Origin of the sequence: Curtobacterium uvaldense (assembly GCF_028307415.1) — a bacterium.
Lineage (GTDB): Bacteria > Actinomycetota > Actinomycetes > Actinomycetales > Microbacteriaceae > Curtobacterium.
Map to the genome: position 1 here is coordinate 73,397 of NZ_JAQMHU010000013.1, position 22,137 is coordinate 95,533.

A 22,137-nucleotide genomic window follows, 5' to 3' on the forward strand; every position below is an offset into this window, starting at 1 on the left:
CATGCATCGTGCTGCTCGTGTCGAACCCGGTCCCGGCCAGGAGTCCGTCTGGGACTACCCGCGTCCTCCCGCCGTCGAGGCGGTCCCCGACCGCGTCGTCGTGCGGCTCGGCGGGACGGTCGTGGTCGACACGACCGACGCCGTCCGGGTGCTCGAGACCTCGCACCCGCCGGTGTACTACGTCCCGATGGCGGGGCTCGAGCTGCGTCCGGCGCAGGGGTCGAGCATGTGCGAGTTCAAGGGCCGCGCGCGCTACTTCGACGTGGTCGGCGGGGACGGCGTCGTCGCGCCCCGGGCGGCGTGGAACTACCCGACGCCGGAGCCCGGGTACGAGGACCTCCGCGACCGGGTGGCGATCTACCCGTCGGCGATGGACTCGTGCGAGGTCGGCGGCGAGACCGTGCAGGCGCAGGAGGGCGACTTCTACGGCGGGTGGATCACCTCGCGGGTCGTCGGACCCTTCAAGGGCGGGCCGGGCACGCTCGGCTGGTGACCGCCCGCCCGGCGGCGGCGACGGGACGGACGTTCGCCGCGCCTCCAGGCCGTCGACCGGTGGTGGATGACCGCGGTCAGCGGCGCGCGTAGGGCGACCAGAACGGCGGCGGGAAACCGCCGTCCGTCGCGAAGGTGAGCAGCTGCCAGGCCGTCATCACCAGGCCGAGGCCACCGAGCACCATCCCGATCCACGCCCAGACGCGTACGGCGCGACGCCGACCGGCGATCCGGACCGCGCGGACGCCGCAGAGCACGCAGACGATGCCGAACACGGCCTCGAGGAGCACGTGCCGCGCCATGTCGGCGGCGGGCACGATGATGCCCATCCAGAGCGAGAGGGGAGCGAGCAGCACGGCGACGGTCGCGAGGACGGCGGGCGGTTCGTGGTCGCGAGCGACGGCTGCCATGGGTCCGAACGTACCGACCCGTGGCCCGTTGCGCTCGCCTCCGGGGACGGCCGGTCCGCGCATCGCCGCGCGACGCGCCGGACGGACCCTGCGCGAGCGAGCACGATGAGGGCATGCGTTCCTTCGTCCGTGTCCTCCTCGGTGCTGCGCTCGTCTTCGCGGGCACCAGCCACCTCACCTTCGCCCGTCGTGACTTCCGCGCTCAGGTGCCGGACTTCGTGCCGCTCGACACGGACACGACCGTGCTGGCCTCCGGTGTGGCGGAGATCGGACTCGGCAGCGCGCTGCTCTTCACGCCGCGCAGCCGCCGGAAGACCGTCGGCACGGTCGCGGCCCTGTTCTTCACGGTGATCTTCCCGGGCAACCTGTCGCAGTGGGTGAACCGCCGCGACGCGTTCGGCCTCGACTCCGACGAGAAGCGCGTCGCCCGTCTGTTCGGGCAGCCGCTGCTCATCTGGGCTGCGCTCTGGTCGACCCGCGGGTCCGGTACGGGGCGCTGATGGCTGCCCCGGCGGCGTCGCAGGACCCGGACGTGTCGTCCGGGTCCGTCGGCGTGGCCGGGTCGGACGGGGCGGCTGCTGGGGTCGGGTCGGACGGGGCGGTCGCGTCGGCTGCAGGGGTCGGGTCGGACGGGGCGGTTGCGTCGGCTGCCGCGGTCGGCCGGGAGGCACGGCTCGCCGCCGGCACGCACCGCCGCGTCGCGGACGTGGTCGCCACGGTGCTGCTGCTCGTCCTGCTGGCCGTCGAGTCGGTGGCCGTCGGTGGCGGCATCGTCTTCCTGTCGATGGCGTTCCACTCGTGCGCGGCGCCGGGGAACACCTGCGACGCCGGGCTCGGCGGCGGGGTGGTGACCGTCGGTCCGGTGCTCGTCGTGCTGGTGCTCGTCGGGACGGTCGTCGGCTGCGTCCTGCGGCTCGTCCGGCGACGGCTCGCGTGGCCCCTGGTGCTGGTCGGCATCGCCGCGCAGGTCGTCGTGTTCTTCGCTGCCCTGCTGCTCGTCGACTCCGCCGTGCAGCACGGGTTCTGACGCTCGTCCTGCCGGGCTCCTGCCGGGCACCTGCCGGGGATCTGCCGGGCTGCTGCCGGTCTTCCTGCACAGGGTTTGGTCTCGGCATCGTCGTCCACAGATCGTCGGTGGACGCTGCTGCCCGCCGGGCTCGGGCCGCAGGCTCGGAGCATGTCAGGAACCGAAGTGCTCGACCAGCTGTTCACCACGTCCGCCCGGACCGACGCCGACGTCGTCGCCCTCGTCTCCGGGGTCGTCGGGCCCCCGATCCGGCGGCAGTGCTGGGTGCTCTTCCTCGACGAACGGGCGCTGCCGATCCCGTTCCTGCTGCCCGTGTCGGACCTGCCGCTGCAGCCGGACGAGCACGTCGAGGACTTCGCCACGCTGGTCGCGGAGGTCTGCGTCGACAACGCTGCGTCCGAGGTCGTGCTCGCATGGGAACGGCCGGGTGAGACGCAGCTGTTCCCGGTCGACTGGGAGTGGATCGACGCCTGCGCGTGCGCCTTCGCCGAGCGTGCGGTGCGACTGCGGGGTCAGGTCGTCGTGAACGCCACGGGGGCGTCGATGGTCGAGCTCCACGACGCCGAGGAGCTCGGGCCGGTGCTGCGGTGACCTCAGCCCTGGGGAGCGGTGTCCGGCACCGACTGCCCCGTGAGACCCTCGACGACGGCCTTCGCCTCCGGCCAGAACTTCGCGTAGTGGTCCGGGTCCGCGTTGATCTGCACCGCGTGCGCCATCTGGGTCGGGGTCATCGTCTTCCACCCCGGCGTCTTCACGAGCTTCGCGTAGAACATCGTCGCCGCCGTGTACGGGTCCATCCGCTGCTCGTACGTGCCCCACGCGCCGTTGTCGCGCTGCTGGAAGAGCCCGCGGCTGTCCGGTCCTGCGGCGTCCCCGTGGTCGAGGTTCACCAGGCTCGACTCGCCGATCGCGGTCATCACGCCGACGGCCTGGGTGTGCGGGCCGATGCCGAGCGCCTGAGCGGCCTCGATCACGTACGCGGCGTTCACCAGGCGGTCCTGGCAGAAGCCGGCGACCGGGCCAGCGGGCACCACGATGCCGCCGATCGTGCGTGAGGCGACGTCGGGACAGGCGGGCGCCGCGGTCACGGACTTCGCTGCGCCGGTCAGCGAGTGCACCGCGATGACGACGACGACCACCACGCCGATGACGGCCGCGACCACGCCTGCCCCGAACACCGAGGCGATGGTGATGCCGGCGCGGCGCATGTCGGGGTCCTTCCGGGCGGGCGGTCCGTCGCGAGTACCGGACGGTCGGGTGCAGGGCACGACGAGCGTACGGGCGTCGGCTGGGAACCGCAGCCGCCCGATCGGGGGTGTCGACGGCACCGTGCTCCCGGTCGGTCGCGTCGCCGGCGCCCGCCTCTGGTCGGTCGCAACGGCGGCGCCCGCCTCCGGTCAGTCGCGTCGGCGGCCGGACCGGAAGGCAGCCGACAGCGAGAGCAGGACGATCGTCCCGATGGAGATCGCGAAGATGACCTCGGACGCGTCCATCAGCCGTCCCGGCGGTGGCCGTCCGCGTCGCCGCGTCCGCCGTCGCCGTCCTCGTGGTGCCGGTGGCCGGTGCCCGGACGGACCACCGCGGTCGGCTCGGTGACGAGTCCGGTCGGCGCCTTCTCGGTCTGCTTCCGGCCGTGCGTGAACCACGTGAGGAGCCAGAGCAGGACACCGAGCCCCAGCAGTGCGCCAGCGATCTGGTACTGCTGCGGGTCGCGACCGGACGAGAAGGGGAGGACGAGCCACAGGCAGGTGACCACGCCGATGACGGGGATCACGACACCGGCCCGGAAGTGCTTGTGCCCGACGCGGTCGCGACGGAGCACCAGCACCGAGAGGTTCACGACCGTGAAGACCGAGAGCAGGAGCAACGAGGTCGTGCCGCCGAGGACCACGACGATGGGGGAGTCCGGGTCGAGCGAGACCCAGCCGATGAGCAGCAGCGAGATGACGGTGGTGAAGACGATCGCGGTCGACGGCGTGCGACGCGCCGGCGACACCCGCGACAGGAAGCCGGGCAGCACGCCCTGCTTGCTCATGCCGTACAGCAGCCGGGACGCCATCATCATGTTGATCAACGCGGTGTTCGCGACCGCGAACATCGAGATGAACGGCAGCAGGTCGGCGATGGGGAAGTCGGGCGCCGCGGTCTGCACGACCGTGACGAGCGGCGTCTCGTTGCCGGCGAGCTCGCCGATCGGCACGACCGCGACGGCGCAGATCGACACGAGCACGTAGATGACCGCCGTGATGCCGAGGCCGGTGAGCATCACCTTCGGGAAGATCCGCGACGGGTCCTTGGTCTCCTCGGCCATGTTCACCGAGTCCTCGAAGCCGACCATCGCGAAGAAGGCCAGCGAGGTCGCGGTCGACACCGACAGCAGCAGCGTCTTGTCCTCGGGGGTGTCGAACATGACCACGCGCGAGAAGTCCGCGTTGCCACCGGCGATCGCCCAGAAGCCGATGAGGATCACCATCACCAGACCGGACAGCTCGATCAGGGTGAGCACCACGTTCGTCTTGACGCTCTCACTGACCCCGCGGAAGTTGACCGCCATCACCGCGAGCATGAACCCCATCGCGATGAGCATCACGACGCCGTTCGGCAGCTCGAGGCCGAAGCCGGCGCCGAGGTTCGCCGCGAACGCCCGCGAGGCCGTGCTCGCCGACGTGATGCCCGAGCACATCACGATGAACGTGACGATGAAGGTGACGAAGTGGATGCCGAACGCCTTGTGCACGTAGAGCGCGGCGCCCGCCGTCTGGGGGTACTTCGTCACGAGCTCGAGGTACGAGAACGCCGTGAGCAGGGCGACCGCGAAGGCGATGAGGAAGGGGAGCCATGCGGCACCACCGACCTCGGCGGCGACCTGACCGGTGAGCGCGTAGACGCCCGTCCCCAGGATGTCGCCGACGATGAAGAGCAGCAGCAGCTTGGGACCGATGACGCGCTTGAGCGTGGGCTGCTCCTGCTGCGTCGCGTCCGACTTGGTGGTGGTCATACGTCAGCCTTTCCCGAGGGATGGCACTCTGTCTACTCTCACAGGAAGATCGACGCCGGCTGCAACACGCCCGTGATCCGATCGCGCGGTCGCTCACGGGCTCCGGTGGCTACGCTCCGGGGCATGCACGACGATTCCGACACCACCGAAGAGCCCGTCGAGTTCGCCGACTTCAACGCCAAGCTGCTCGTGCTCGACGTCCTCTGCTACGACCTCGACGTGCTGGAGCCCTACGACGGCGACGAGGACGAGGACGCCGGTGAGGACCTCGACGTCGAGGGACAGGACGACCGCGCTCGCGAGTACTACGACGACCTCGACCTGCTGCCGTCGCACCTGGCGCTGGTGACCGAGCTCACCGTCGACTCCGACCTCGAGGTCCTCCAGGACGTCCACCCCGGGTGGGACGGGTCCGACGACCGCTACGACCCGCAGAACTGGGACGACGTGCTCGACCTCCCCGCGCTGACGACCGTGTACGCCGCCGCGCCGCTGCCCGCGCACGTGACCGAGCGCCTGGCAGCCAAGGGCGTCGAGGTCCGCTCCGCCTGAGCCCGCAGAGCCCGGGTGCCGAGGCATCACAGCCGCGCAGTGCGCGCGGGCCCGCGCGACATTGCAGTTGTCGTACGACAGCGACATCGTCGTTCCGCCCGCGAGGCGAGCGCGCGCGGGCTCGTGCGACATCGCGGTTGTCGTGCGACAGCGTCATCGTCGTTCCGCCCGCGAGCCCGCCCGCACACTGAGCGTTCGCGGGCTCGTGCGACATCGCGGTTGTCGTACGACAGCGGGTCCGTCGTTTCGCTCCCACGGTGCTCGGATGTGTGGGCTGGTGCGACATCGCGGGTGTCGTCCGACAGCGGATTCGTCGTTCCGCCCGGCGGGGACCGCGCTACCCCTGCAGCGCCCGCACCTGCTCCGTGAACTGCGCCGCGCCGCCCTGAGCCGGGTGCCGCACCGCCACGGCGTCGATGCCCGCCAGGGCGAGCGCCCCCTGCGCCTTCCGCCCGACCGCGACGACCCGCACGTCCCGGCGGCGACCGGCACGATCGGCGGCACGAGCGTCCCGCAGCGCCTCGAGCAGCGCGAGTGCGACCGGAGCACCGTCGCGGACCTCGGCCGGACGCGGGGTCCGGTTCGTCTGCCGGTCGCTCGCGACGAAGGGGTGGTGCGGGAAGATCGCCCACGCCAGGGGGAGCGGACCCGACCAGTCCTGCAACGCCGCGTGCACGACCCGGGACGACGCCTCTCACGGCGCGGTCGGCTCCGGCGGCACGAGGACGTCGAAGCCGAGCGTGCCGAGCTCCCGCATGCTCGTGAAGGGGATGCCCGTGTTGGTCATGCCGCGCCAGCCGGGGGCCTCGGCGACGAGCACGGTGTCGGCCGCTGCCCCGACGTGGGACAGGTAGGCCGACAGGTTCGCCCGTCGCAGTCGACCCTCGGCCGAGTCGGTCGAGTAGAGCGCTTCGGCGTCCTCGGCCACCGGCACGGCGTCGAGCGCAGCCCAGAACCCCGACAGGTCGAGCCCGCCAGCCGGCCCTGTCAGGTCGAGCCCGTCAGCCGACGCCGCCGGGGCGAGCGCGCCAGCCGACCCCGACGGGTCGAGCCCGCCAGCCGACTCCGGCCGCTCGATCCCCGCGCCTCCGGCCGTCACGAGCGTCCGAGCACCCGCCGGTACACGTCCTCGAGTCCGGCCGCCGAGCGCTCCCAGCTCAGGCGCTCGGCGTGCTCCCGACCCGCGGCGGCGAGCCCGGCCGCGTACGTCCGATCGGTCAGGATCCGTTCGATCTCCGCAGCCCAGTCGCCCGGGTCCCGAGACTCGAGCACGACCCCGGTCTCCCCGTCGACCACGGCCTCCCGCAGCCCACCGGCAGCCGCCGCGACGACGGGCACCCCGGAGGCGGAGCCCTCGAGCGCCACGAGTCCGTAGGTCTCCGAGTGCGACGGCACGAGCACGGCCGCTGCGCCACGGAACAGGAACGCCAGGTCGGCACGCGACTGCGGACCGACGAAGGTCACGCGGTCGGCGATGCCGTGCGCGGCGGCGAGCCGACGCAGTTCGTCCACGTAGTCGCCTGCCTCGCTCGAGGCGTCGCCCGCGATGACGAGGGTGGGGCGGACCTCCTGGCCGATGCCCGCGACCGCCTCGATCGCCAGGTCGAGCCCCTTCAGCGGCTGCACGCGTGCCGCCGCGACGACGTACGGTGTCTCCGCGCGGCGCGCGCCGGCGCCGGCGGGGCGGAAGACGGACCCGTCGACGCCCGGCGGGACGATCCACGTCCGCGACTCGTCGCCGCCGAGACGCGTGCGGACGGTCGACGCCTCGGCGGAGGACACGACGACGACGGCGTCGGAGTCGCGCGCCAGCATCCGCTCACCCGCGGGACGGCCAGCGGACTCGGGACGCTCGCCCTCGGACAGGGGAGTGTCCGACTCGGCCGCGATGGAGTGGAAGGACTGCACGTGCGGGATGCCCCGCTCGCGGGCGACGGGCAGGGCAGCGACGCCGGAGAACCAGTGGTGCGAGTGCAGCACGTCGTACGGGCCGAGTTCCTCGAGGCCCGCCCGGAACGGCTCGATGAACGCGTCGTGCTCGCCCTTCGGCACCGGCTCAGCGGGCCCGGCGGACAGGAACCGCAGGCACACGCCCGGCACGAGCGAGACGCTGTCCGGCTGCGTGGGCGCCGACCGCCGCGTGATGATCTCCACCTGGTGGCCGCGGTCGGCCAGGGCCTCGGCCTGGTGTCGGACCACGACGTTCATGCCGCCGACCTCGCCGGAGCCGGGCTCGTCGCCGGGGGAGGTGTGCAGCGACACCAGCCCGATGCGCAGGGGTTCGCTCGTGGTGCTCACGGCGTCGAGCCTAGCCGCGCGGCCGCCGCTGCGACCCACGCGCGGGTGCCACCACGACGGGCTTGCGGCCCGCCTCGTCCGGTGGGTCGGACGGGAGGCCCGGGTCACCTCCCAGCACCTGCACCCGTTCGTCGCCGTGCCGCTCCCAGAACGCGGCGGTCCAGGCGCACAGGGCTCCGTCGAGCAGGTCCTCCCGGTGCTTGTGTGTCGGCCCGTGCAGCACCGACGGGTCGGCGAGCCCGGCCGTCAGGGGATGGGAGTCCAGCAGCAGCGGCGGGTCGAGCGGGGTCGTGCGCAGCCGGTGCACCAGGTCGTCGAACGCCTCCGCGCGCCGCTGTCGGGCGACGGCGGCCGGGAGCTTCAGGTCGAGGCGCTTGTAGCGCGGACGCTCGTCGTCGTAGCCGAGCTCCTCGACCCCCACGAGGGTCGTGTACGGGTAGCACTCGAACGCCGCCGGCTCGGTGCGCTCCCGCATCGCCGCGGTGTCGCTGACGTAGCCGATCCCGAGGTCCGTCAGCCGGTCGAGCAGCCGTGCCCCGGCGCTCGCCGCCGAGGCGAGGTTCGTCGGGTTCGCCGCGACCTTCCACCGGCCGTAGCGTTGCCCGACCTGCCGCTCGGCCTCGCGGATGCCGCTCGGGTTCGTCACCACGAGCGAGGCGTCGACAGCGACCAGGGTCCGTCGCCCGAGGTGCGCCGCGATCCAGTCCGTCACGGCGTCGACCCCGCGGGCCCACCCGGCGTCCGTGATCGTGCCGTCGTCGGCCATCGCGACGAGACCGGTCTCGTTCGCGGGCTTCCGGTCGCTGCCGAGGCCCCACGCCAGGTCCACCCCGAGGTACGCCGTCACCGGTCCATCGTGCCCGGCGTCGCTCGGTCGACGCTCCACGCCCGTCCCCGTGCCGCTCGCCGGCCCTCCGCAGCCGCGCCTGAGCGGACAGGACACGCCGCGCGTGGCGCGCCGAGCGGGCGGAACTCGTCGGCCGACGGCGGTGAGCGTGACAGAAATGGCCCGCTCGGCGGGGAGAGCTCGGCGGAAAGGGCGGGGCGGGGCCGGGGCGGGGCCGGGGACGCCCGGAGCGCCGGCCGTGTACGGTCCGCTGCATGGCGAGCGAGGCGACGACGCTGACGGTCCCGGGTCCGGACGGCGACCGGGAGGTGCGGATCAGCAGCCCGTCCCGCGTGCTCTTCCCCGAGGTCGGCATCACGAAGCTCGACCTCGCCGAGTACCTGGTCGCCGTCGGGGAGCCCTTCGTCCGGGCCAACGGCGACCGGCCGATCTCGCTGCAGCGGTTCGGGTCGGGCATCGACGGGGATTCGTTCTTCTCGAAGAACCCGCCGAAGGGTGCTCCCGAGTACGTGCGCGACGTCGTCGTCACCTACCCGAGCGGCCGGTCACACCCGCAGCTCGTGGTCGACGAGCCGGCGGTCGCGGTGTGGGCAGCGCAGATGAACACCGTCGTGTTCCACCCGTGGGCGAGCCGCGCCGAGGACTCCGACCACCCCGACCAGCTGCGCATCGACCTCGACCCGCAGCCGGGCACCGACTTCCACGACACCGTGCCGGCCGCGCACGAGCTCCGGAAGGTGCTCGACGAGGTCGGGCTCACGGCGTGGATCAAGACCAGCGGCAACCGCGGCCTGCACGTGTTCGCACCGATCCGGCCCGAGCACGAGTTCCTCGACGTCCGTCACGCGGTGATCGCGGCGGCGCGGGAGCTCGAGCGGCGGATGCCCGACCGTGTGACGACGGCGTGGTGGAAGGAGGAGCGCGGGCAGCGCGTCTTCGTCGACTTCAACCAGGCGAACCGCGACCGCACGATGGCCGGCGCCTACAGCCCGCGAGCCCTGGCACATGCGAGCGTCTCGACGCCGATCACCTGGGACGAGCTCGACAGCGTGGACCCGACGGCCCTGACGGTGATCACCGTCCCGGAACGGCTGCGGACCCTCGGCGATCCGTGGGAGTCGATGCACGCGGAGCCGGGGGACATCGCTCCGTTGCTCGGGTGGTGGGAACGGGACATGGCGTCCGGGCTCGGCGAGCTGCCGTTCCCGCCCGACTTCCCGAAGATGCCGGGGGAGCCGCCGCGCGTGCAGCCGTCCCGGGCCAAGAAGGCCTGAAGCGCGGAACGGACCGTGCGAGACGGACCGGCCCTGACCGGGCCGGCTCAGGCCGCGGCGACGTCCTCGGCGCGGTGCTCGGGCTTCGCGACCCGGCTGGTGTGCATCGGCAGCGTGACGCTCGCCGTGTGCAGTCGCGTCAGGCGGGACCAGGTGCCTCGGTTGGCGTCGCTGATGCCGTCGATGATCATGTCCCGCTCCCGTCTCCACCGCGCCCCCGGATCCCCGTCCGGAAGTCACTAGTTAGCCTAACTACTGCGAGCATATTGACGCGCGGCGGCCGGTGCAAGCGCTAGGACAACACGTCGCGCAGGTCGTACGCAGATGGGACATCGAGCTGCTCGAACCCGCACGACCGGGCGTCGCGGTCGGGCCGCCACCGCTCGAACTGCACCGTGTGCCGGAACCGGTCGCCCTCCATCTGGTCGTACCGCACCTCGAGCACGCATTCCGGCGCGAGCCGGACGAACGAGGTGTCGCGACCCGACGAGAACCGCGACCGTTCCCCGTCACCGGTGACGGGCCTCCCGTCCGCATCGCGGAGCACGACGGGCTCGAGCTCCTCCACCAACTGCTGCCGCCGGCGGTCGGTGAAGGCGGAGACGCCGCCGACCTGGCGGAGGTCACCGTCCGCGTCGTACAGCCCGACGAGCAGGGAGCCGACGCCGCTGCCGCTCTTGTGCACGCGGTACCCGATCGCGACCACGTCGGCGGTCCGGTGGTGCTTCACCTTGAGCATGGTGCGCTTGTTCGGCTCGTACGCCTTCGCCCGGGGCTTGGCCACGACGCCGTCCAGGCCGGCGCCCTCGAACGTGGTGAGCCACTCGCGGGCGAGGTCGACGTCGAGCGTGGTGCGGGTGACGAACAGCGGGTCGGTCATGCCGTCGGCGAGTGCCTCCAGCCGCTCGCGCCGCTCGTCGAACGGCAGGTCCAGCAGCTCCGTCCCGTCGACGGCGAGGAGGTCGAACGCGACGAACTGTGCGGGGGTCTCGACGCTCAGCGTGCGGATGCGCGACTCCGCCGGGTGGATCCGCTGGGAGAGGGCCTCCCAGTCCAGGTGCTCACTCCCCGGCTCGCCGCTCCGCAGGACCACCTCGCCGTCGAGCACGACGGGGTGGTCGCGTCCGCCGAACTGCGCGCGGAAGGCCTCCACCAGCTCCGGGAAGTACCGGGTGAGCGGCTTCGCCCCGCGGCTGCCGATGGTGACGTCGTCGCCGTCGACCGTCACGATCCCCCGGAAGCCGTCCCACTTCGGCTCGTACCGCAGTCCGCCGCGGACACTGTCCGGGTCGGGCACGGTGGCGACGGCCTTGGCGAGCATCGGTGCGATCTCCATGTGGCCTGTCTACTCGCGGTCGCTCCGGCGGACGGGAGGCTCGGCTCGGCGCCGTCCGTCCGTCGCGACGCGCACGGGTCCCGACCGGGAGGCACGGCCCACCCCGGCGCGCGGGCGTCGTCACTATGGTGGTCGCGTGACGACCGTGCCCCCGCCGGCAGCGCCGGCACCGGAACCGATCAGCCCCGTGCAGGCCGCCGCGCTCCGCGACGGCGTCCTGCCGCCCGTCGAGCAGGTGCGCCCCGGCGTCTGGACCCTCGCGGTGCCGTTCCGCGGGGGCGTGCCGGACGCGACCCTGTCCTACGTGGTGGAGGGGACCGACGGGACCCTCGCCGTGATCGACCCCGGCTGGGCGGAGGACGACGAGCTCGCAGTGCTCCGCGCCGGTCTCGCGGCGATCGGGCGCTCGGTCGACCAGGTCGGACTCGTCGTCGTGACGCACCTGCACGCCGACCACCTCGGTGCTGCCGCCGCGCTCCGGCGTGCGAGCGGGGCTCGGATCGCGATGCACCGGCTCGAGGTCGAGGCCCTGCGGCGGGAGCGCGAGGACGCCGCCGCGAACGACGCCGACATCGCCGGGTGGGGGCTGCCCGCGGAGCTGGTCGCCGGCGTGGTCGCCGCGTGGGGGAGCGGACGACGGATCGGCCTCGGTCGCGCGGTCGAGCCCTTCGCGGACCTGCTCGTGGCGGACGGCGACGTGCTGCCGATCCCCGGGCGCGAGGTCCGGGCGCTGTGGACACCGGGGCACACCGCCGGGCACCTGTGCCTCGTCGACGAGGGCGACGGGCTGCTCTTCACCGGCGACCACGTGCTGCCGCGCATCAACTCCGGGATCGGACTCGGCGGCCGAACGACCACGAACCCGCTCGGCGACCTCCTGTCCTCCCTCGCACGGCTCGACGGGTACGGCGACCTCGAGGTCTGTCCGGGGCACGAGTACCGCTTCCGCGACGTCGTCACGCGTGCCCGGACGCTCGCCCGGCACCGAGCGGAGCGTTCGCGCCGCGTCGCCGCGGCGCTCGACACCCTGACGTCCCCGACCCTGTTCGAGGTCGCCTCGCGCGTGCCGTTCAGCGGAGGGATCGACTCGATGACGGGGTTCCTGCTCGCGAGCGCGCTGACGCAGACGGCCTTCCACGCGGACCTGCTCGGCCGGGCGGACGAGATCCGGCGAGACTGAGATCGGTCCGGCTGACGCCGGTCCGGCTGCCTCCGGTCCGGCTGCCTCCGGTCCGGCTCAGACGACCGTCGCGGCGAGTCGTTCGAGCGTGGTCCGGGCGTCGGCGAACTCGGCCGACGCGTGCTCGGCGAGCGGTGCGAGGTCCGGGATCCGGTCTGCGAGGGTGGCGCTGACGGTCACCGGGTACAGCTTCATGCCGAGCGCCGTCCCGAGGATCAGGTGCAGCACGGGCGAGCCGTGGTCCCAGGTCTCGGTCGGGGAGCCGGCGTCGTAGGTGGCGCCGCGGCTGACGACCGTCACGACCGGCCGACCGGCGAGCGGCTGGACGTCCCCGGCGAGGACCCCGGGCACGTGGACCCGGTCGATCCAGGCCTTGAGGGTCGACGGCACCGTGTAGTTGTACAGCGGCGCCCCGACGACGACGGCGTCCGCGGCGAGGAGCTCGTCGATGACCTCCTGGCGGAGTGCCTCGGCCTCGGGCGCGACGGACTCCTCGGCGGTGCGGTCGGACGCTGCCCAGTGCAGTGCCGAGGTCTCGAGGTGCGGGAGCTGGTCGACGTGCAGGTCCCGGCGCACCACCGTGTACTCCGGCCCGCGGGCGCGCCAGGCGTCCGCGAACGCGGCGGTCAGGGCGCGCGAACGCGAGTGGGCGAGGTCGGCGGAGGAGTCGATGTGCAGCAGCGTGGGCATGCGGCCCACGCTACCGACGCGTGCCCCGGTGGGACGGGCAGCCGACGGCCCGTGTCCCCGTGGACGTGGAGCGGCCCCGTCGTGTCCGCGAGGGACACGGCGGGGCCGCGGGAGGAGCCTCCCGGCCGGCCACGGCGTGACGGGCGGACGGGAGGCTGCGGGTCAGCGGTGCACGGACGCCGCCGCGCGTTCGAGGGCGTCGCGGAGCGCACGGACCGCCGGGGAGGACGACCCTGCGGCGCGGACCACGGTGAAGATCGTCCGTCGTGGACGATCGGGCAGGTCGACGAGCCGGCACGTGGTGGTCCGACCCGTCCACATCAGGTCGGGCATGAGGCTGACGGCGTTCCCGGACTCGACCAGGCGGATCTGGGTCTGCAGGTCGGCGGTCTCGTACCGCACGTCGGGCTCGAAGCCCCACCGGCGGCAGACCTGCTCGGCGAAGTGCCGCGACGCCGTGCCGCGGGGCTCCATCACCCACGGCATCGCCTCGGCGTCCTCGATGGACGACACCGGTGCCAGGGCCGTGTCGATAGGCGGCAGCGCGAGGCGCACCTCGTCCGTCGTCAGGTCCGACCGGTGCAGCCCGGACAGGTGCGGCGCGGTGTGTGCCGGGTACTGCTCGGCGATCACCATGTCGAACTCGCGGGCCCACGTCTCGTGCAGTGCCGTCTCGGGCTCGCGCTGGACCATCTCGATGCGCACGTCCGGGTGCGCGACGGCCATCTCGTGCAGCGCGTTCGGCATGAGGGCGAGGGCGGCCGACTGGAACACCGCCACGCGGACCCGTCCCTGCACCGTGGGGAGCGACGACTCCACCTGCGCCTGCGCCTGGTCGAGCACGTCGAGCACGTGCCCGGCGGCCTGCACGAGCACCTCGGCCTGCGGGGTGAGCTGCAGGCGACGGCCGACCTTGCGGAGCAGGGGCACGCCGGCCTCACGCTCGAGCACGGCGAGCTGTTGCGACACCGCGGACGGGGTGAAGTTGAGGGCCTCCGCGACGGCTGCAACGGTGCCCCGGATCGAGAGCTCCCGGAGGAGGACGAGACGACGGACGTCGAGCATGCAGAAACAGTAGCTGTCCTGCACGGTACGCATCAGCAGGAGTTGCTTCCGCTTACGCTTCTCGAACTCCACACTGAACCCATGACCGACCTCCAGGCACGCGACGCCGAAGCCGCACCGACCCCGCACGACGACCTGGCGGACCAGTCCGTCGCCCTCGTCCGCCAGTGGTTGGCCGAGGCCGAGACCTACCCGGTCGACGGCTCGGCGAAGCAGCTCGCAGGCGTCCTCGCCGACCCGGCCGGGCTCGACTTCGCGGTCGGGTTCGTCGACGGCGTCGTCCGGCCCGAGGACCTCGGTGTGGCCGCCCGGAAGCTCCGGCAGATCGCGCCCGCTGCGCCGGGGTTCCTGCCCGCCGCGCTCCGCGGGCTCGTCCGGCTCGGCGGTGGCATGGCCCCGGTGCTGCCCGGTGTCGTCGTCCCGATCGCGCGGCGGGTGCTCCGCGAGATGGTCGGGCACCTCATCGTCGACGCGACCGACGCCAAGCTGGGGCCGGCGATCGCGAAGGTCAAGCGCGACGGCGTCCGGCTGAACGTGAACCTGCTCGGCGAGGCCGTGCTCGGTGAGAAGGAGGCCTCGCGCCGGCTCGAGGGCACGCAGCGGCTCCTCGCCCGTGACGACGTCGACTACGTCTCGATCAAGGTCTCGTCGACCGTGCACCCGCACTCGCCGTGGGCGTTCGACCACGCCGTCGAGGACATCATCGCGAAGCTCCGCCCGCTCTTCCGTCGCGCCGTGCAGAGCTCGCCGCGCAAGTTCATCAACCTCGACATGGAGGAGTACAAGGACCTCGACCTGACGATCGCGGTCTTCACGAAGCTCCTCGACGAGCCGGAGTTCACCGACCTCGAAGCCGGCATCGTGCTCCAGGCGTACCTGCCGGACGCGCTCGCCGCGATGCAGCACCTGCAGGAGTGGTCGGCCGCTCGTCGTGCCCGCGGCGGTGCCGACATCAAGGTCCGCCTCGTCAAGGGCGCGAACCTGCCGATGGAGCAGGTCGAGGCCTCGGTGCACGGGTGGCCGCTCGCCACCTGGCACACGAAGCAGGACTCGGACACCAACTACAAGCGCGTGCTCGACTGGGCCCTCACGCCCGAGCGCATCGCGAACGTGCGCGTCGGCGTCGCCGGGCACAACCTGTTCGACGTCGCGCACGCCTGGCTGCTCGCCGGGGAGCGCGGCGTCCGTGACGGCATCGAGTTCGAGATGCTGCTCGGCATGGCGCAGGGGCAGGCCGAGGCGGTCCGTCGCACGGTCGGCTCGCTGCTGCTCTACACGCCGGTCGTCCACCCGGGCGAGTTCGACGTGGCGATCGCCTACCTGATCCGACGGCTCGAGGAAGGCGCGTCGCAGGAGAACTTCATGTCGGCGGTCTTCTCGCTGGCGTCGTCGCCCGCGCTCTTCGCCCGCGAGGAAGCCCGGTTCCGCGACTCCCTGGCCCCGCTCTCGCAGCCCGGCGGCCTGGACGCCCCGGCGCCGCACCGCGTCGGCGACCGGTACGCGGCGGTCGAGCGGCCCCGCCCCGGTCACTTCGAGAACACGCCGGACAGCGACCCGTCGGTCGCGACGGTCCGCGAGTGGGGTGCGGCCATCACGTCGCGCGTCGCCACGTCGACGCTCGGGGAACGCGCCGTCCAGGAGGCCCGGCTCACCTCCGCCGAGCAGCTCGAGACCGTCCTGGGTCGCGTCCGCGCCGCCGGGACCGAGTGGGGCTCGTGGTCCGGTGCTGCGCGCGGCGCGGTGCTCCACGCCGTCGGTGACGCGCTGGAGGCGAACCGCGCCGCCCTCGTCGAGGTCATGGCGGCCGAGGCCGGCAAGACGATCGACCAGGCCGACGTCGAGGTGTCCGAGGCGATCGACTTCGCGCACTTCTACGGCGAGCTCGCCGCGCAGCTCGACGACGTCGACGGCGCGTCCTTCTCGCCGGCCGCGCTGACGCTGGTCACGCCGCCGTGGAACTTCCCCGTCGCGATCCCGGCCGGCTCGACCCTGGCGGCCCTCGCTGCCGGGTCGGCCGTCGTGCTGAAGCCCGCGCCGCCGGCCGAGCGCTGCGGTGCCGTGCTGGCGACGGTCATCGAGACCGCGCTCGACGCCCACGGCGTCCCGGCCGACGTGCTCGCCTTCGTCCAGGTGGCCGAGGACGACCTCGGCAAGCAGCTCGTCGCTGCTCCCCAGGTCGACCGGGTGATCCTCACCGGCGCGTACGAGACGGCCGAGTTGTTCCGGTCGTTCCGTCCGGACCTGCCGCTGCTCGCGGAGACGTCGGGCAAGAACGCGATCATCGTCACCCCGTCCGCCGACCTCGACCTCGCGGTCAAGGACGTCGTCGCCTCCGCCTTCGGGCACGCCGGGCAGAAGTGCTCCGCCGCCTCGCTCGTGGTGCTCGTCGGGTCCGTCGCGTCGTCGCGCCGCTTCCGCTCGCAGCTCCTCGACGCCGTGTCCTCGCTCACCGTCGGGTACCCGACCGACCCGACGACGCAGATGGGGCCGATCATCGAGCCCGCCGCCGGCAAGCTGCTCGAGGGTCTGACGACGCTCGGCTCGGGGGAGTCGTGGGCGGTCGCACCGAAGCGCCTCGACGACACCGGCAAGCTGTGGAGCCCCGGTGTCCGCGACGGCGTCCGGCGTGGTTCGGCGTTCCACCGCACCGAGTACTTCGGCCCGATCCTCGGCATCATGACCGCGAAGACCCTCGACGAGGCGATCGACATCGTGAACGAGGTCGACTACGGCCTGACCTCGGGCCTGCACTCGCTCGACGCGTCCGAGATCGGCACCTGGCTCGACCGGATCGAGGCGGGCAACCTCTACGTCAACCGCGGGATCACCGGTGCCATCGTGCGGCGGCAGCCCTTCGGCGGGTGGAAGAAGTCCGCCGTCGGAGCCGGCACCAAGGCGGGCGGGCTGAACTACCTGCTCGGGCTCGGTTCGTGGTCGCCGGCACCGGCGTCGGCCGGTGCCGCGACGTCCGCCCCCGTGCGCTCGTTCCTCAGCGCAGCCGGGGTCACGTCGGAGTCGCTCGAGCGGGCCGCCGCGTCCGACGAGCGGGCCTGGTCGTCGCTCTTCGGTGCAGCGGTCGACGTCTCGGCGCTCTCGGCCGAGCGGAACATCGCGCGGTACCTGCCGTACCCCGGAGTCCACGTCCGCCTGGCGTCGGCGGAGGAGCCCGCGGTCGCCGACCTCGTGCGTGTCGTGGCCGCGGCGGTCCGCGCCGGGACGACGATCGACGTCTCGTCGGTGGCCGCGCTGCCCTCGGTCGTCGCATCAGCCGTCCGCGCCCTCCCGAACGTCCGGTCCGTCGCCGAGGGGCAGTCCGACGAGGCCTTCGCGAAGCGCATCGAGCGTGGCGAGTCCACCCGCGTGCGGCTCGTCGGCGGCGACACCGCGGCGCTGACGACCGCGATCGGTGGCCGTCCGGACGTCGCCGTGTACGGGGAGCCCGTGACCGAGGCCGGGCGGATCGAGCTGCTCCCGTTCCTCCGCGAGCAGGCGGTGTCGATCACGGCGCACCGCTTCGGTACGCCGAACCACCTCACCGACGCGCTGATCTGACCGGCGTCGGGCGGCTCGACCGGGCCGCCCGACGCGCGGGCGGCCGGAGTCGGACCACGGAAGCGACATCGAACCAGCACCGGGCGCTGGTTCGATGTCGCATTCGTGGTTCGATCCGTGAGGCGGTCCGTGCGCCTTCCGGACCGTCGGACGCGTGGGGGACGGTGCGCCGTACCGTCCGGCAGCCGCGCTGCGTACCGTCGATCGCATGTGCGAGTCCGTCCAGTGCCCGGTGTGCGGCAAGACCTCGTGGACCGGCTGCGGCGACCACGTGCGCGATGTCTTCCGAGGCGTCCGACGTCGAGATCGCTGCACGGGCCACGGGCTCCCTCGGCACGTCCTCGACACCGCGGGCTTCCGGTGAGGACGGCCGACGGCGGCATCGTGGATCCGCAGGGGTTCGCGCACGTCCGGTTGACCGTGACGGACATCCGACGGAGCAAGGCGTTCTACGCACAGCTGTTCGGCACGGCCCCCGGGAGCGACTTCAGCGACGAGATCGACGACCCCACGATCCACGACGACCCCTGGCGGACGTACGGCGGGTGCTCGTTCACGTTCCACGGGCAGACGCTCGGGCTCCGACCGGTCGCTTCCGCGGGGGACCGCTTCGACCCCGACCGGGTGGGCCTCGACCACCTCAGCCTCCGGGTCCGGTCCGTGGACGACCTCCACCGCGCCGTCGAACGGCTCGACGCGGCGGGCATCGTGCACGGGGCGGTGACGGACCTCGAACCGTTCGGACTCGTCGTCCTGTCGCTGCAGGACCCGGACGACATCAACCTCGAGCTCGCGGCGCCGCGACCGTCGGACGCCTGACCGACCGGGTGCGCCGGGCTGGCCGGTAGCCGCACGCTGCCCGGTGTCGCTCAGCCCTCCGGCGTTGGCTCGGGTGCATGAGCGAACAGATCGTCAAGCCCCTCGGCCTCGCCCACGTGCGGGTCACCGTCACCGACATCCACCGCAGCAAGGCCTTCTACGAGCAGCTGCTCGGTACGGCACCGGCGATGGACTTCAGCGAGCACGCCGACGAGCCCGGCATCACCGAGGACCGTGAGCGGCTCTACGGCGGCGCGATCTTCCCGGTCGGCGACCAGCTCTTCGGGCTGCGTCCGGTCGCGCCGAGCGGACAGCGCTTCGACCCGGACACCGTCGGCCTCGACCACGTGAGCTTCGTCGTGGGTTCCGTCGACGAACTGCACGCTGCTGCCGAACGCCTCGACGCCGCCGGCATCGAGCACGGCGAGGTCACCGACCTCGGGGACGCCGGCATGGTCATCCTCTCGGTGCAGGACCCGGACGACATCAACCTGGAGCTCGCCGCGCAGAAGTGACCGGACGGCGACGGGCCCCGGCCGTCACGGGCGGAGGATGTACGCGAACGTCGTCCTCGCCCGGACGGGATCGGGGTCGTCGCCGGAGATCAGGTCCGCGTAGGTGAACGACTCCGACACGCGGACCAGCAGCCGTGCGAGCTCCTCAGCGGACAGCGGTGCCGGGTCGAACGCCCCGGCCTCCTGTTCCGTCGCGATGACGGAGGTCACGACGGCGACGAACCGGCGCTGCACGTCGCTGTCGGTCGTCGTGAGCAGGCGCAGGGCGCGGCTCGGTTCGCGGGTCAGGAAGGCGCGGAAGTACGGCGCGCGGATGAGGTCCGCCGTGAAGTGGTCGAGCACGTCGACGATCCGCGCCGCGCCGGACGGGGCCGCCGCCCGCCCCGCGGCGTCCAACGTCGGTACGGCGAGCGACCACAGGATCTCCGAGAGCAACTGGTCGCGGTTGCCGACCCACCGGAACAGCGAGGTGCGGTCGACACCGAGCGACGACGCGAGCGAGCCCATGTCGATGCGCGCTCCGTCGATGAACGCACGTCGCGCCGACCGGAACGCGCGCTGGGAGTCGCCGTGGGCCTCCAGTCTGGCCGCGAGCGCGCTCGGGACGAGCGTCGACCCGAGCGTGCCGAGTGGTTCGTTCCTCACCGTTCCCCCTGAGTGCCGATGCCGGTCTTGCAACGTTTTCGAGAATGATGCATCGTTGGTGTCATGTCAACGTCGATCACCGACACGCCTCTGCTCGAGTCCGACTTCTACCGGTTCCAGGAGGGGCTCACGGCCCGTGAGCGGGAGTCGCTCGGGCAGCTGCGTGCGTACCTCGAGGCCGAGGTCCGTCCGATCGCCGACCAGTACTGGGCCCGTGCGGAGTTCCCGGTGCAGACCATCGCGCCGCTCGCCGAGCTCGGCATGTACGGCCCGGGCATCCCGCTCGTGCGGCACTTCGAGAACTCGGCCGTGTACCGCGGTTGGGCGGCGCTCGAACTCGGTCGCATCGACGCCGGCGTCTCCACGTTCATCGGGGTGCAGTCCGGCCTCGCGATGAACTCGATCGCTGTCGGCGGCAGCGACGAGCAGCAGCAGGAGTGGCTGCCGCGGATGGCCCGAGGCGAGGTCGTCGGCGCGTTCGGGCTCACCGAGCCGCTGTCGGGCAGTGACTCGGCGCGCGGGCTCCGCACCACGGCGCGGCGCGAGGGCGACACCTGGGTGCTGGACGGCGAGAAGCGTTGGATCGGCAACGCGACCTTCGCGGACGTCGTCGTGATCTGGGCGAAGGACGTCGCCGACCAGCAGGTCAAGGGCTTCCTCGTCACCACGGACACGCCGGGCTTCACCGCCACCAAGATCGAGGACAAGATCGCGCTGCGCACCGTGCAGAACGCCGACATCGTGCTCGACGGCGTCCGGGTGCCCGAGTCGCGCCGACTCCAGCGCGCGGACTCGTTCCGCACCACGGCGGCGGTGCTCCGGCTCACCCGTACGGAGGTCGCCTGGCAGGCCGTCGGCATCGCGATCGGTGCCTACGAGGCAGCGCTCGCCTACGCCCGCGAGCGCGTGCAGTTCGGCAAGCCGATCGCCGCGCACCAGATGGTGCAGGACCTGCTCGTGCGGTCCCTGATGAACATCACCGCGTCGATCGCGCTGTGCACGCAGGCCTCGGCGATGCAGGACCAGGGGATCGGCGGCGACGAGCACTCCGCGATGGCGAAGGCGTTCGCGACGGCGAAGATGCGCGAGACCGTCGGCTGGTGCCGCGAGGTCCAGGGCGGCAACGGCATCGTCCTCGACAAGGGTGTCGCGCGGTTCTTCTCCGACGCCGAGGCGATCTACTCGTACGAGGGGACGCGCGAGGTGAACACCCTCATCGTGGGCCGGGCGATCACGGGCGAGGCCGCGTTCGTCTGACGGCTGCCGCCCGTCCTCGCGACGTTGCACGCGTCGATCGACGCGTGCAACGTCGGAGCATGCGACCGCACCTGGTGCGTGTGCATCGTGCGACACCGCACCCGTCGATCGACGGGTGTGATGTCGCGGACGGCGCGCTCGAGACCTGACGGGCACCGCGCCGGCGACCGTCGACGGCTACGCCCAGAACGCCGCGATCGCCTCCGCCTCGCCCTGCCGACGACCCTCGGTCGCCGAGGGCGCCTGCGTCGACAGTGACAACGAGTTCTCGCCGAACGCGTGCTGCGCCGCGCTGTCCGCCACGATCGTCTCGACCGAGCTGCCGCCGGCCCGCAGGGACTCCACCGCCAGGTCGAGCCACGGCCCGAGCGGCGACGGTCCCTCCGGCCCGCACGCGACGACGAGCACGCGCTCGTACCCGGCGGCGACGTCCGCGTTGGTGGCCGAGCGGAGGCCACCGTCGTAGTGCGGGACGCCGTCGATGTGCACGGGGGACCACACGAACGGCACGGAGCAGCTCGCGGCCACGGCGCGGGGGAGCGGCACGCCCGACTCCGCGGTCAGCACCCGGAACGCCCCGTCGAGGGCGTCGATCGTCGTCAGCGCGAGCCGCTTCGCCGGCCAGTCGGTCGACGGCAGGGTCTCGGCGAAGGTCGCGGTGCGCTCGTCGTCGGACTGCCCGGTGACGACCTGCTGCGCCACGGCACCGAGCCGCGCGCGGGCGTCCTGCTCCGAGGTGGCGCCCGCGAGCACCTGCATCAGGCGGTCCTGGAAGTCCTCGCCGGCGATCCGCTCCGGCTCGACGTAGGTGCTCGGCAGCGGCGCGTGCTGCTGCTCCCACGCCTGGGCCACGGCGCCGGCGCGGACGAACGACCCGACGACGCTGCCGGCGCTCGTCCCGACGACGAGGTCCGCTGCATCGAGGTCGACCCCGGCGTCCTGCAGGGCGGAGAGGACCCCGACCTCCCACGCGATGCCGGCGACGCCGCCACCCCCGAGGACGAGTGCTCTGGTTCCGGGCGCGGGCGTCGAGACGTCGGTCATGGGTCCTGTGTACCAGGTGGGCGCGGGACGGCCGGGAGGCGCGGGGCGGGCCCGCCACCCGCCTCCAGGCCGGCGCGCGGTCGCGTCTCAGGCCGTGCGGCCCTTCTCGTCGACCAGCGAGTACAGGCTGAGGACG

At 72.7% G+C, this 22,137-nt stretch carries 25 protein-coding genes; 12 read left to right on the plus strand and 13 right to left on the minus strand.

Going from position 1 to position 22,137, the window contains the following annotated elements; genetic code table 11:
• Window position 1 precedes the first annotated feature (1 nt).
• A complete protein-coding gene (locus tag PIJ49_RS09505) occupies window positions 2-493 on the plus strand; it encodes a DUF427 domain-containing protein (protein ID WP_271826450.1) in 492 nt (163 codons plus the stop codon).
• 76 nt (window positions 494-569) lie between these two features.
• Here the strand turns inward: PIJ49_RS09505 and PIJ49_RS09510 are convergent, their stop codons facing one another.
• Window positions 570-902: a hypothetical protein gene (locus PIJ49_RS09510; protein ID WP_066653595.1), complete on the minus strand. Its 333-nt coding sequence runs from the start codon at window positions 900-902 to the stop codon at window positions 570-572.
• 113 nt (window positions 903-1,015) lie between these two features.
• Between PIJ49_RS09510 and PIJ49_RS09515 the strand changes: the two genes are divergently transcribed.
• The 3 genes from PIJ49_RS09515 to PIJ49_RS09525 all read left to right on the plus strand — a co-directional run bounded on the left by PIJ49_RS09515 (window position 1,016) and on the right by PIJ49_RS09525 (window position 2,520).
• A complete protein-coding gene (locus tag PIJ49_RS09515; RefSeq protein ID WP_066653598.1) occupies window positions 1,016-1,402 on the plus strand; it encodes a DoxX family protein in 387 nt (128 codons plus the stop codon).
• On the plus strand, window positions 1,402-1,929 hold the full coding sequence (locus PIJ49_RS09520; RefSeq protein WP_271826452.1) for a DUF6264 family protein: 528 nt from the start codon (window positions 1,402-1,404) through the stop codon (window positions 1,927-1,929). Before PIJ49_RS09515 ends, PIJ49_RS09520 begins: the two co-directional genes overlap by 1 nt.
• 150 nt (window positions 1,930-2,079) lie before the next feature.
• The gene (locus PIJ49_RS09525) at window positions 2,080-2,520 is read left to right on the plus strand and encodes a hypothetical protein (RefSeq protein WP_144411277.1); all 441 of its coding nucleotides are present in this window, start codon (window positions 2,080-2,082) and stop codon (window positions 2,518-2,520) included.
• 2 nt (window positions 2,521-2,522) lie between these two features.
• Here PIJ49_RS09525 and PIJ49_RS09530 read toward each other — a convergent pair whose 3' ends face one another.
• Together PIJ49_RS09530 and PIJ49_RS09535 are read right to left on the minus strand one after the other, a co-directional pair.
• Window positions 2,523-3,137, minus strand: coding sequence for a hypothetical protein (locus tag PIJ49_RS09530; RefSeq protein ID WP_209683177.1), 615 nt, complete (start codon window positions 3,135-3,137; stop codon window positions 2,523-2,525).
• A gap of 284 nt (window positions 3,138-3,421) precedes the next feature.
• A complete protein-coding gene (locus tag PIJ49_RS09535) occupies window positions 3,422-4,927 on the minus strand; it encodes an APC family permease (RefSeq protein ID WP_271826453.1) in 1,506 nt (501 codons plus the stop codon).
• Between the two features lie 123 nt (window positions 4,928-5,050).
• Here PIJ49_RS09535 and PIJ49_RS09540 point away from each other — a divergent pair, with 123 nt between their 5' ends.
• Window positions 5,051-5,479 (plus strand): DUF6892 domain-containing protein, encoded by a 429-nt coding sequence (locus PIJ49_RS09540; protein ID WP_209683174.1) that lies wholly within the window; start codon window positions 5,051-5,053, stop codon window positions 5,477-5,479.
• A 337-nt stretch (window positions 5,480-5,816) separates the two neighbouring features.
• Here PIJ49_RS09540 and PIJ49_RS09545 read toward each other — a convergent pair whose 3' ends face one another.
• The 4 genes from PIJ49_RS09545 to PIJ49_RS09560 are packed head-to-tail and all read right to left on the minus strand — an operon-like array spanning window position 5,817 to window position 8,624.
• Window positions 5,817-6,155, minus strand: a complete 339-nt coding sequence (locus tag PIJ49_RS09545) for a uracil-DNA glycosylase family protein (RefSeq protein ID WP_271826454.1) — start codon at window positions 6,153-6,155, stop codon at window positions 5,817-5,819.
• 18 nt (window positions 6,156-6,173) lie between these two features.
• The gene (locus PIJ49_RS09550; RefSeq protein WP_271826455.1) at window positions 6,174-6,578 is read right to left on the minus strand and encodes a uracil-DNA glycosylase family protein; all 405 of its coding nucleotides are present in this window, start codon (window positions 6,576-6,578) and stop codon (window positions 6,174-6,176) included.
• Complete coding sequence (locus PIJ49_RS09555) at window positions 6,575-7,777, minus strand: glycosyltransferase (RefSeq protein WP_066658004.1); 1,203 nt, start codon at window positions 7,775-7,777, stop codon at window positions 6,575-6,577. The genes PIJ49_RS09550 and PIJ49_RS09555 overlap by 4 nt, the downstream gene beginning before the upstream one ends.
• Window positions 7,778-7,787: 10 nt before the next feature.
• On the minus strand, window positions 7,788-8,624 hold the full coding sequence (locus PIJ49_RS09560; RefSeq protein WP_081984775.1) for a DUF429 domain-containing protein: 837 nt from the start codon (window positions 8,622-8,624) through the stop codon (window positions 7,788-7,790).
• A gap of 254 nt (window positions 8,625-8,878) precedes the next feature.
• Between PIJ49_RS09560 and ligD the strand changes: the two genes are divergently transcribed.
• Window positions 8,879-9,898: a non-homologous end-joining DNA ligase gene (ligD, locus tag PIJ49_RS09565; RefSeq protein WP_271826456.1), complete on the plus strand. Its 1,020-nt coding sequence runs from the start codon at window positions 8,879-8,881 to the stop codon at window positions 9,896-9,898.
• A gap of 47 nt (window positions 9,899-9,945) precedes the next feature.
• Here the strand turns inward: ligD and PIJ49_RS09570 are convergent, their stop codons facing one another.
• Window positions 9,946-10,089, minus strand: a complete 144-nt coding sequence (locus tag PIJ49_RS09570) for a hypothetical protein (RefSeq protein WP_153257421.1) — start codon at window positions 10,087-10,089, stop codon at window positions 9,946-9,948.
• A gap of 101 nt (window positions 10,090-10,190) precedes the next feature.
• Window positions 10,191-11,234: an ATP-dependent DNA ligase gene (locus PIJ49_RS09575; protein WP_271826457.1), complete on the minus strand. Its 1,044-nt coding sequence runs from the start codon at window positions 11,232-11,234 to the stop codon at window positions 10,191-10,193.
• 136 nt (window positions 11,235-11,370) lie between these two features.
• On the opposite strand from PIJ49_RS09575, the gene PIJ49_RS09580 reads away from it, so the two are divergent.
• Window positions 11,371-12,414, plus strand: coding sequence for an MBL fold metallo-hydrolase (locus PIJ49_RS09580; protein ID WP_271826458.1), 1,044 nt, complete (start codon window positions 11,371-11,373; stop codon window positions 12,412-12,414).
• 57 nt (window positions 12,415-12,471) lie between these two features.
• Here the strand turns inward: PIJ49_RS09580 and PIJ49_RS09585 are convergent, their stop codons facing one another.
• The gene (locus PIJ49_RS09585) at window positions 12,472-13,104 is read right to left on the minus strand and encodes an FMN-dependent NADH-azoreductase (RefSeq protein ID WP_066653625.1); all 633 of its coding nucleotides are present in this window, start codon (window positions 13,102-13,104) and stop codon (window positions 12,472-12,474) included.
• Window positions 13,105-13,266: 162 nt separating this feature from the next.
• Window positions 13,267-14,169: a LysR family transcriptional regulator gene (locus PIJ49_RS09590; RefSeq protein WP_271826460.1), complete on the minus strand. Its 903-nt coding sequence runs from the start codon at window positions 14,167-14,169 to the stop codon at window positions 13,267-13,269.
• 81 nt (window positions 14,170-14,250) lie between these two features.
• Between PIJ49_RS09590 and PIJ49_RS09595 the strand changes: the two genes are divergently transcribed.
• The 4 genes from PIJ49_RS09595 to PIJ49_RS09605 all read left to right on the plus strand — a co-directional run bounded on the left by PIJ49_RS09595 (window position 14,251) and on the right by PIJ49_RS09605 (window position 19,055).
• Window positions 14,251-17,721, plus strand: coding sequence for a proline dehydrogenase family protein (locus tag PIJ49_RS09595; protein ID WP_271826461.1), 3,471 nt, complete (start codon window positions 14,251-14,253; stop codon window positions 17,719-17,721).
• 208 nt (window positions 17,722-17,929) lie between these two features.
• Window positions 17,930-18,085 carry a DUF8730 family Cys-rich protein gene (locus PIJ49_RS17025; RefSeq protein WP_510167329.1) on the plus strand — a complete coding sequence of 52 codons (156 nt, stop codon included), beginning with the start codon at window positions 17,930-17,932 and terminating at the stop codon, window positions 18,083-18,085.
• Window positions 18,086-18,105: 20 nt separating this feature from the next.
• Complete coding sequence (locus PIJ49_RS09600) at window positions 18,106-18,540, plus strand: VOC family protein (RefSeq protein WP_271826464.1); 435 nt, start codon at window positions 18,106-18,108, stop codon at window positions 18,538-18,540.
• 77 nt (window positions 18,541-18,617) lie between these two features.
• Window positions 18,618-19,055 carry a VOC family protein gene (locus tag PIJ49_RS09605; RefSeq protein WP_209683155.1) on the plus strand — a complete coding sequence of 146 codons (438 nt, stop codon included), beginning with the start codon at window positions 18,618-18,620 and terminating at the stop codon, window positions 19,053-19,055.
• A 24-nt stretch (window positions 19,056-19,079) separates the two neighbouring features.
• Here PIJ49_RS09605 and PIJ49_RS09610 read toward each other — a convergent pair whose 3' ends face one another.
• Entirely contained in the window at window positions 19,080-19,700 is a 621-nt protein-coding gene (locus PIJ49_RS09610; RefSeq protein ID WP_066653639.1) for a QsdR family transcriptional regulator, read from the minus strand.
• Between the two features lie 63 nt (window positions 19,701-19,763).
• Here PIJ49_RS09610 and PIJ49_RS09615 point away from each other — a divergent pair, with 63 nt between their 5' ends.
• Window positions 19,764-20,957 carry an acyl-CoA dehydrogenase family protein gene (locus tag PIJ49_RS09615; RefSeq protein ID WP_066653643.1) on the plus strand — a complete coding sequence of 398 codons (1,194 nt, stop codon included), beginning with the start codon at window positions 19,764-19,766 and terminating at the stop codon, window positions 20,955-20,957.
• 177 nt (window positions 20,958-21,134) lie between these two features.
• Here PIJ49_RS09615 and PIJ49_RS09620 read toward each other — a convergent pair whose 3' ends face one another.
• A complete protein-coding gene (locus PIJ49_RS09620) occupies window positions 21,135-22,001 on the minus strand; it encodes a patatin-like phospholipase family protein (protein ID WP_271826462.1) in 867 nt (288 codons plus the stop codon).
• Window positions 22,002-22,137: the final 136 nt, after the last annotated feature.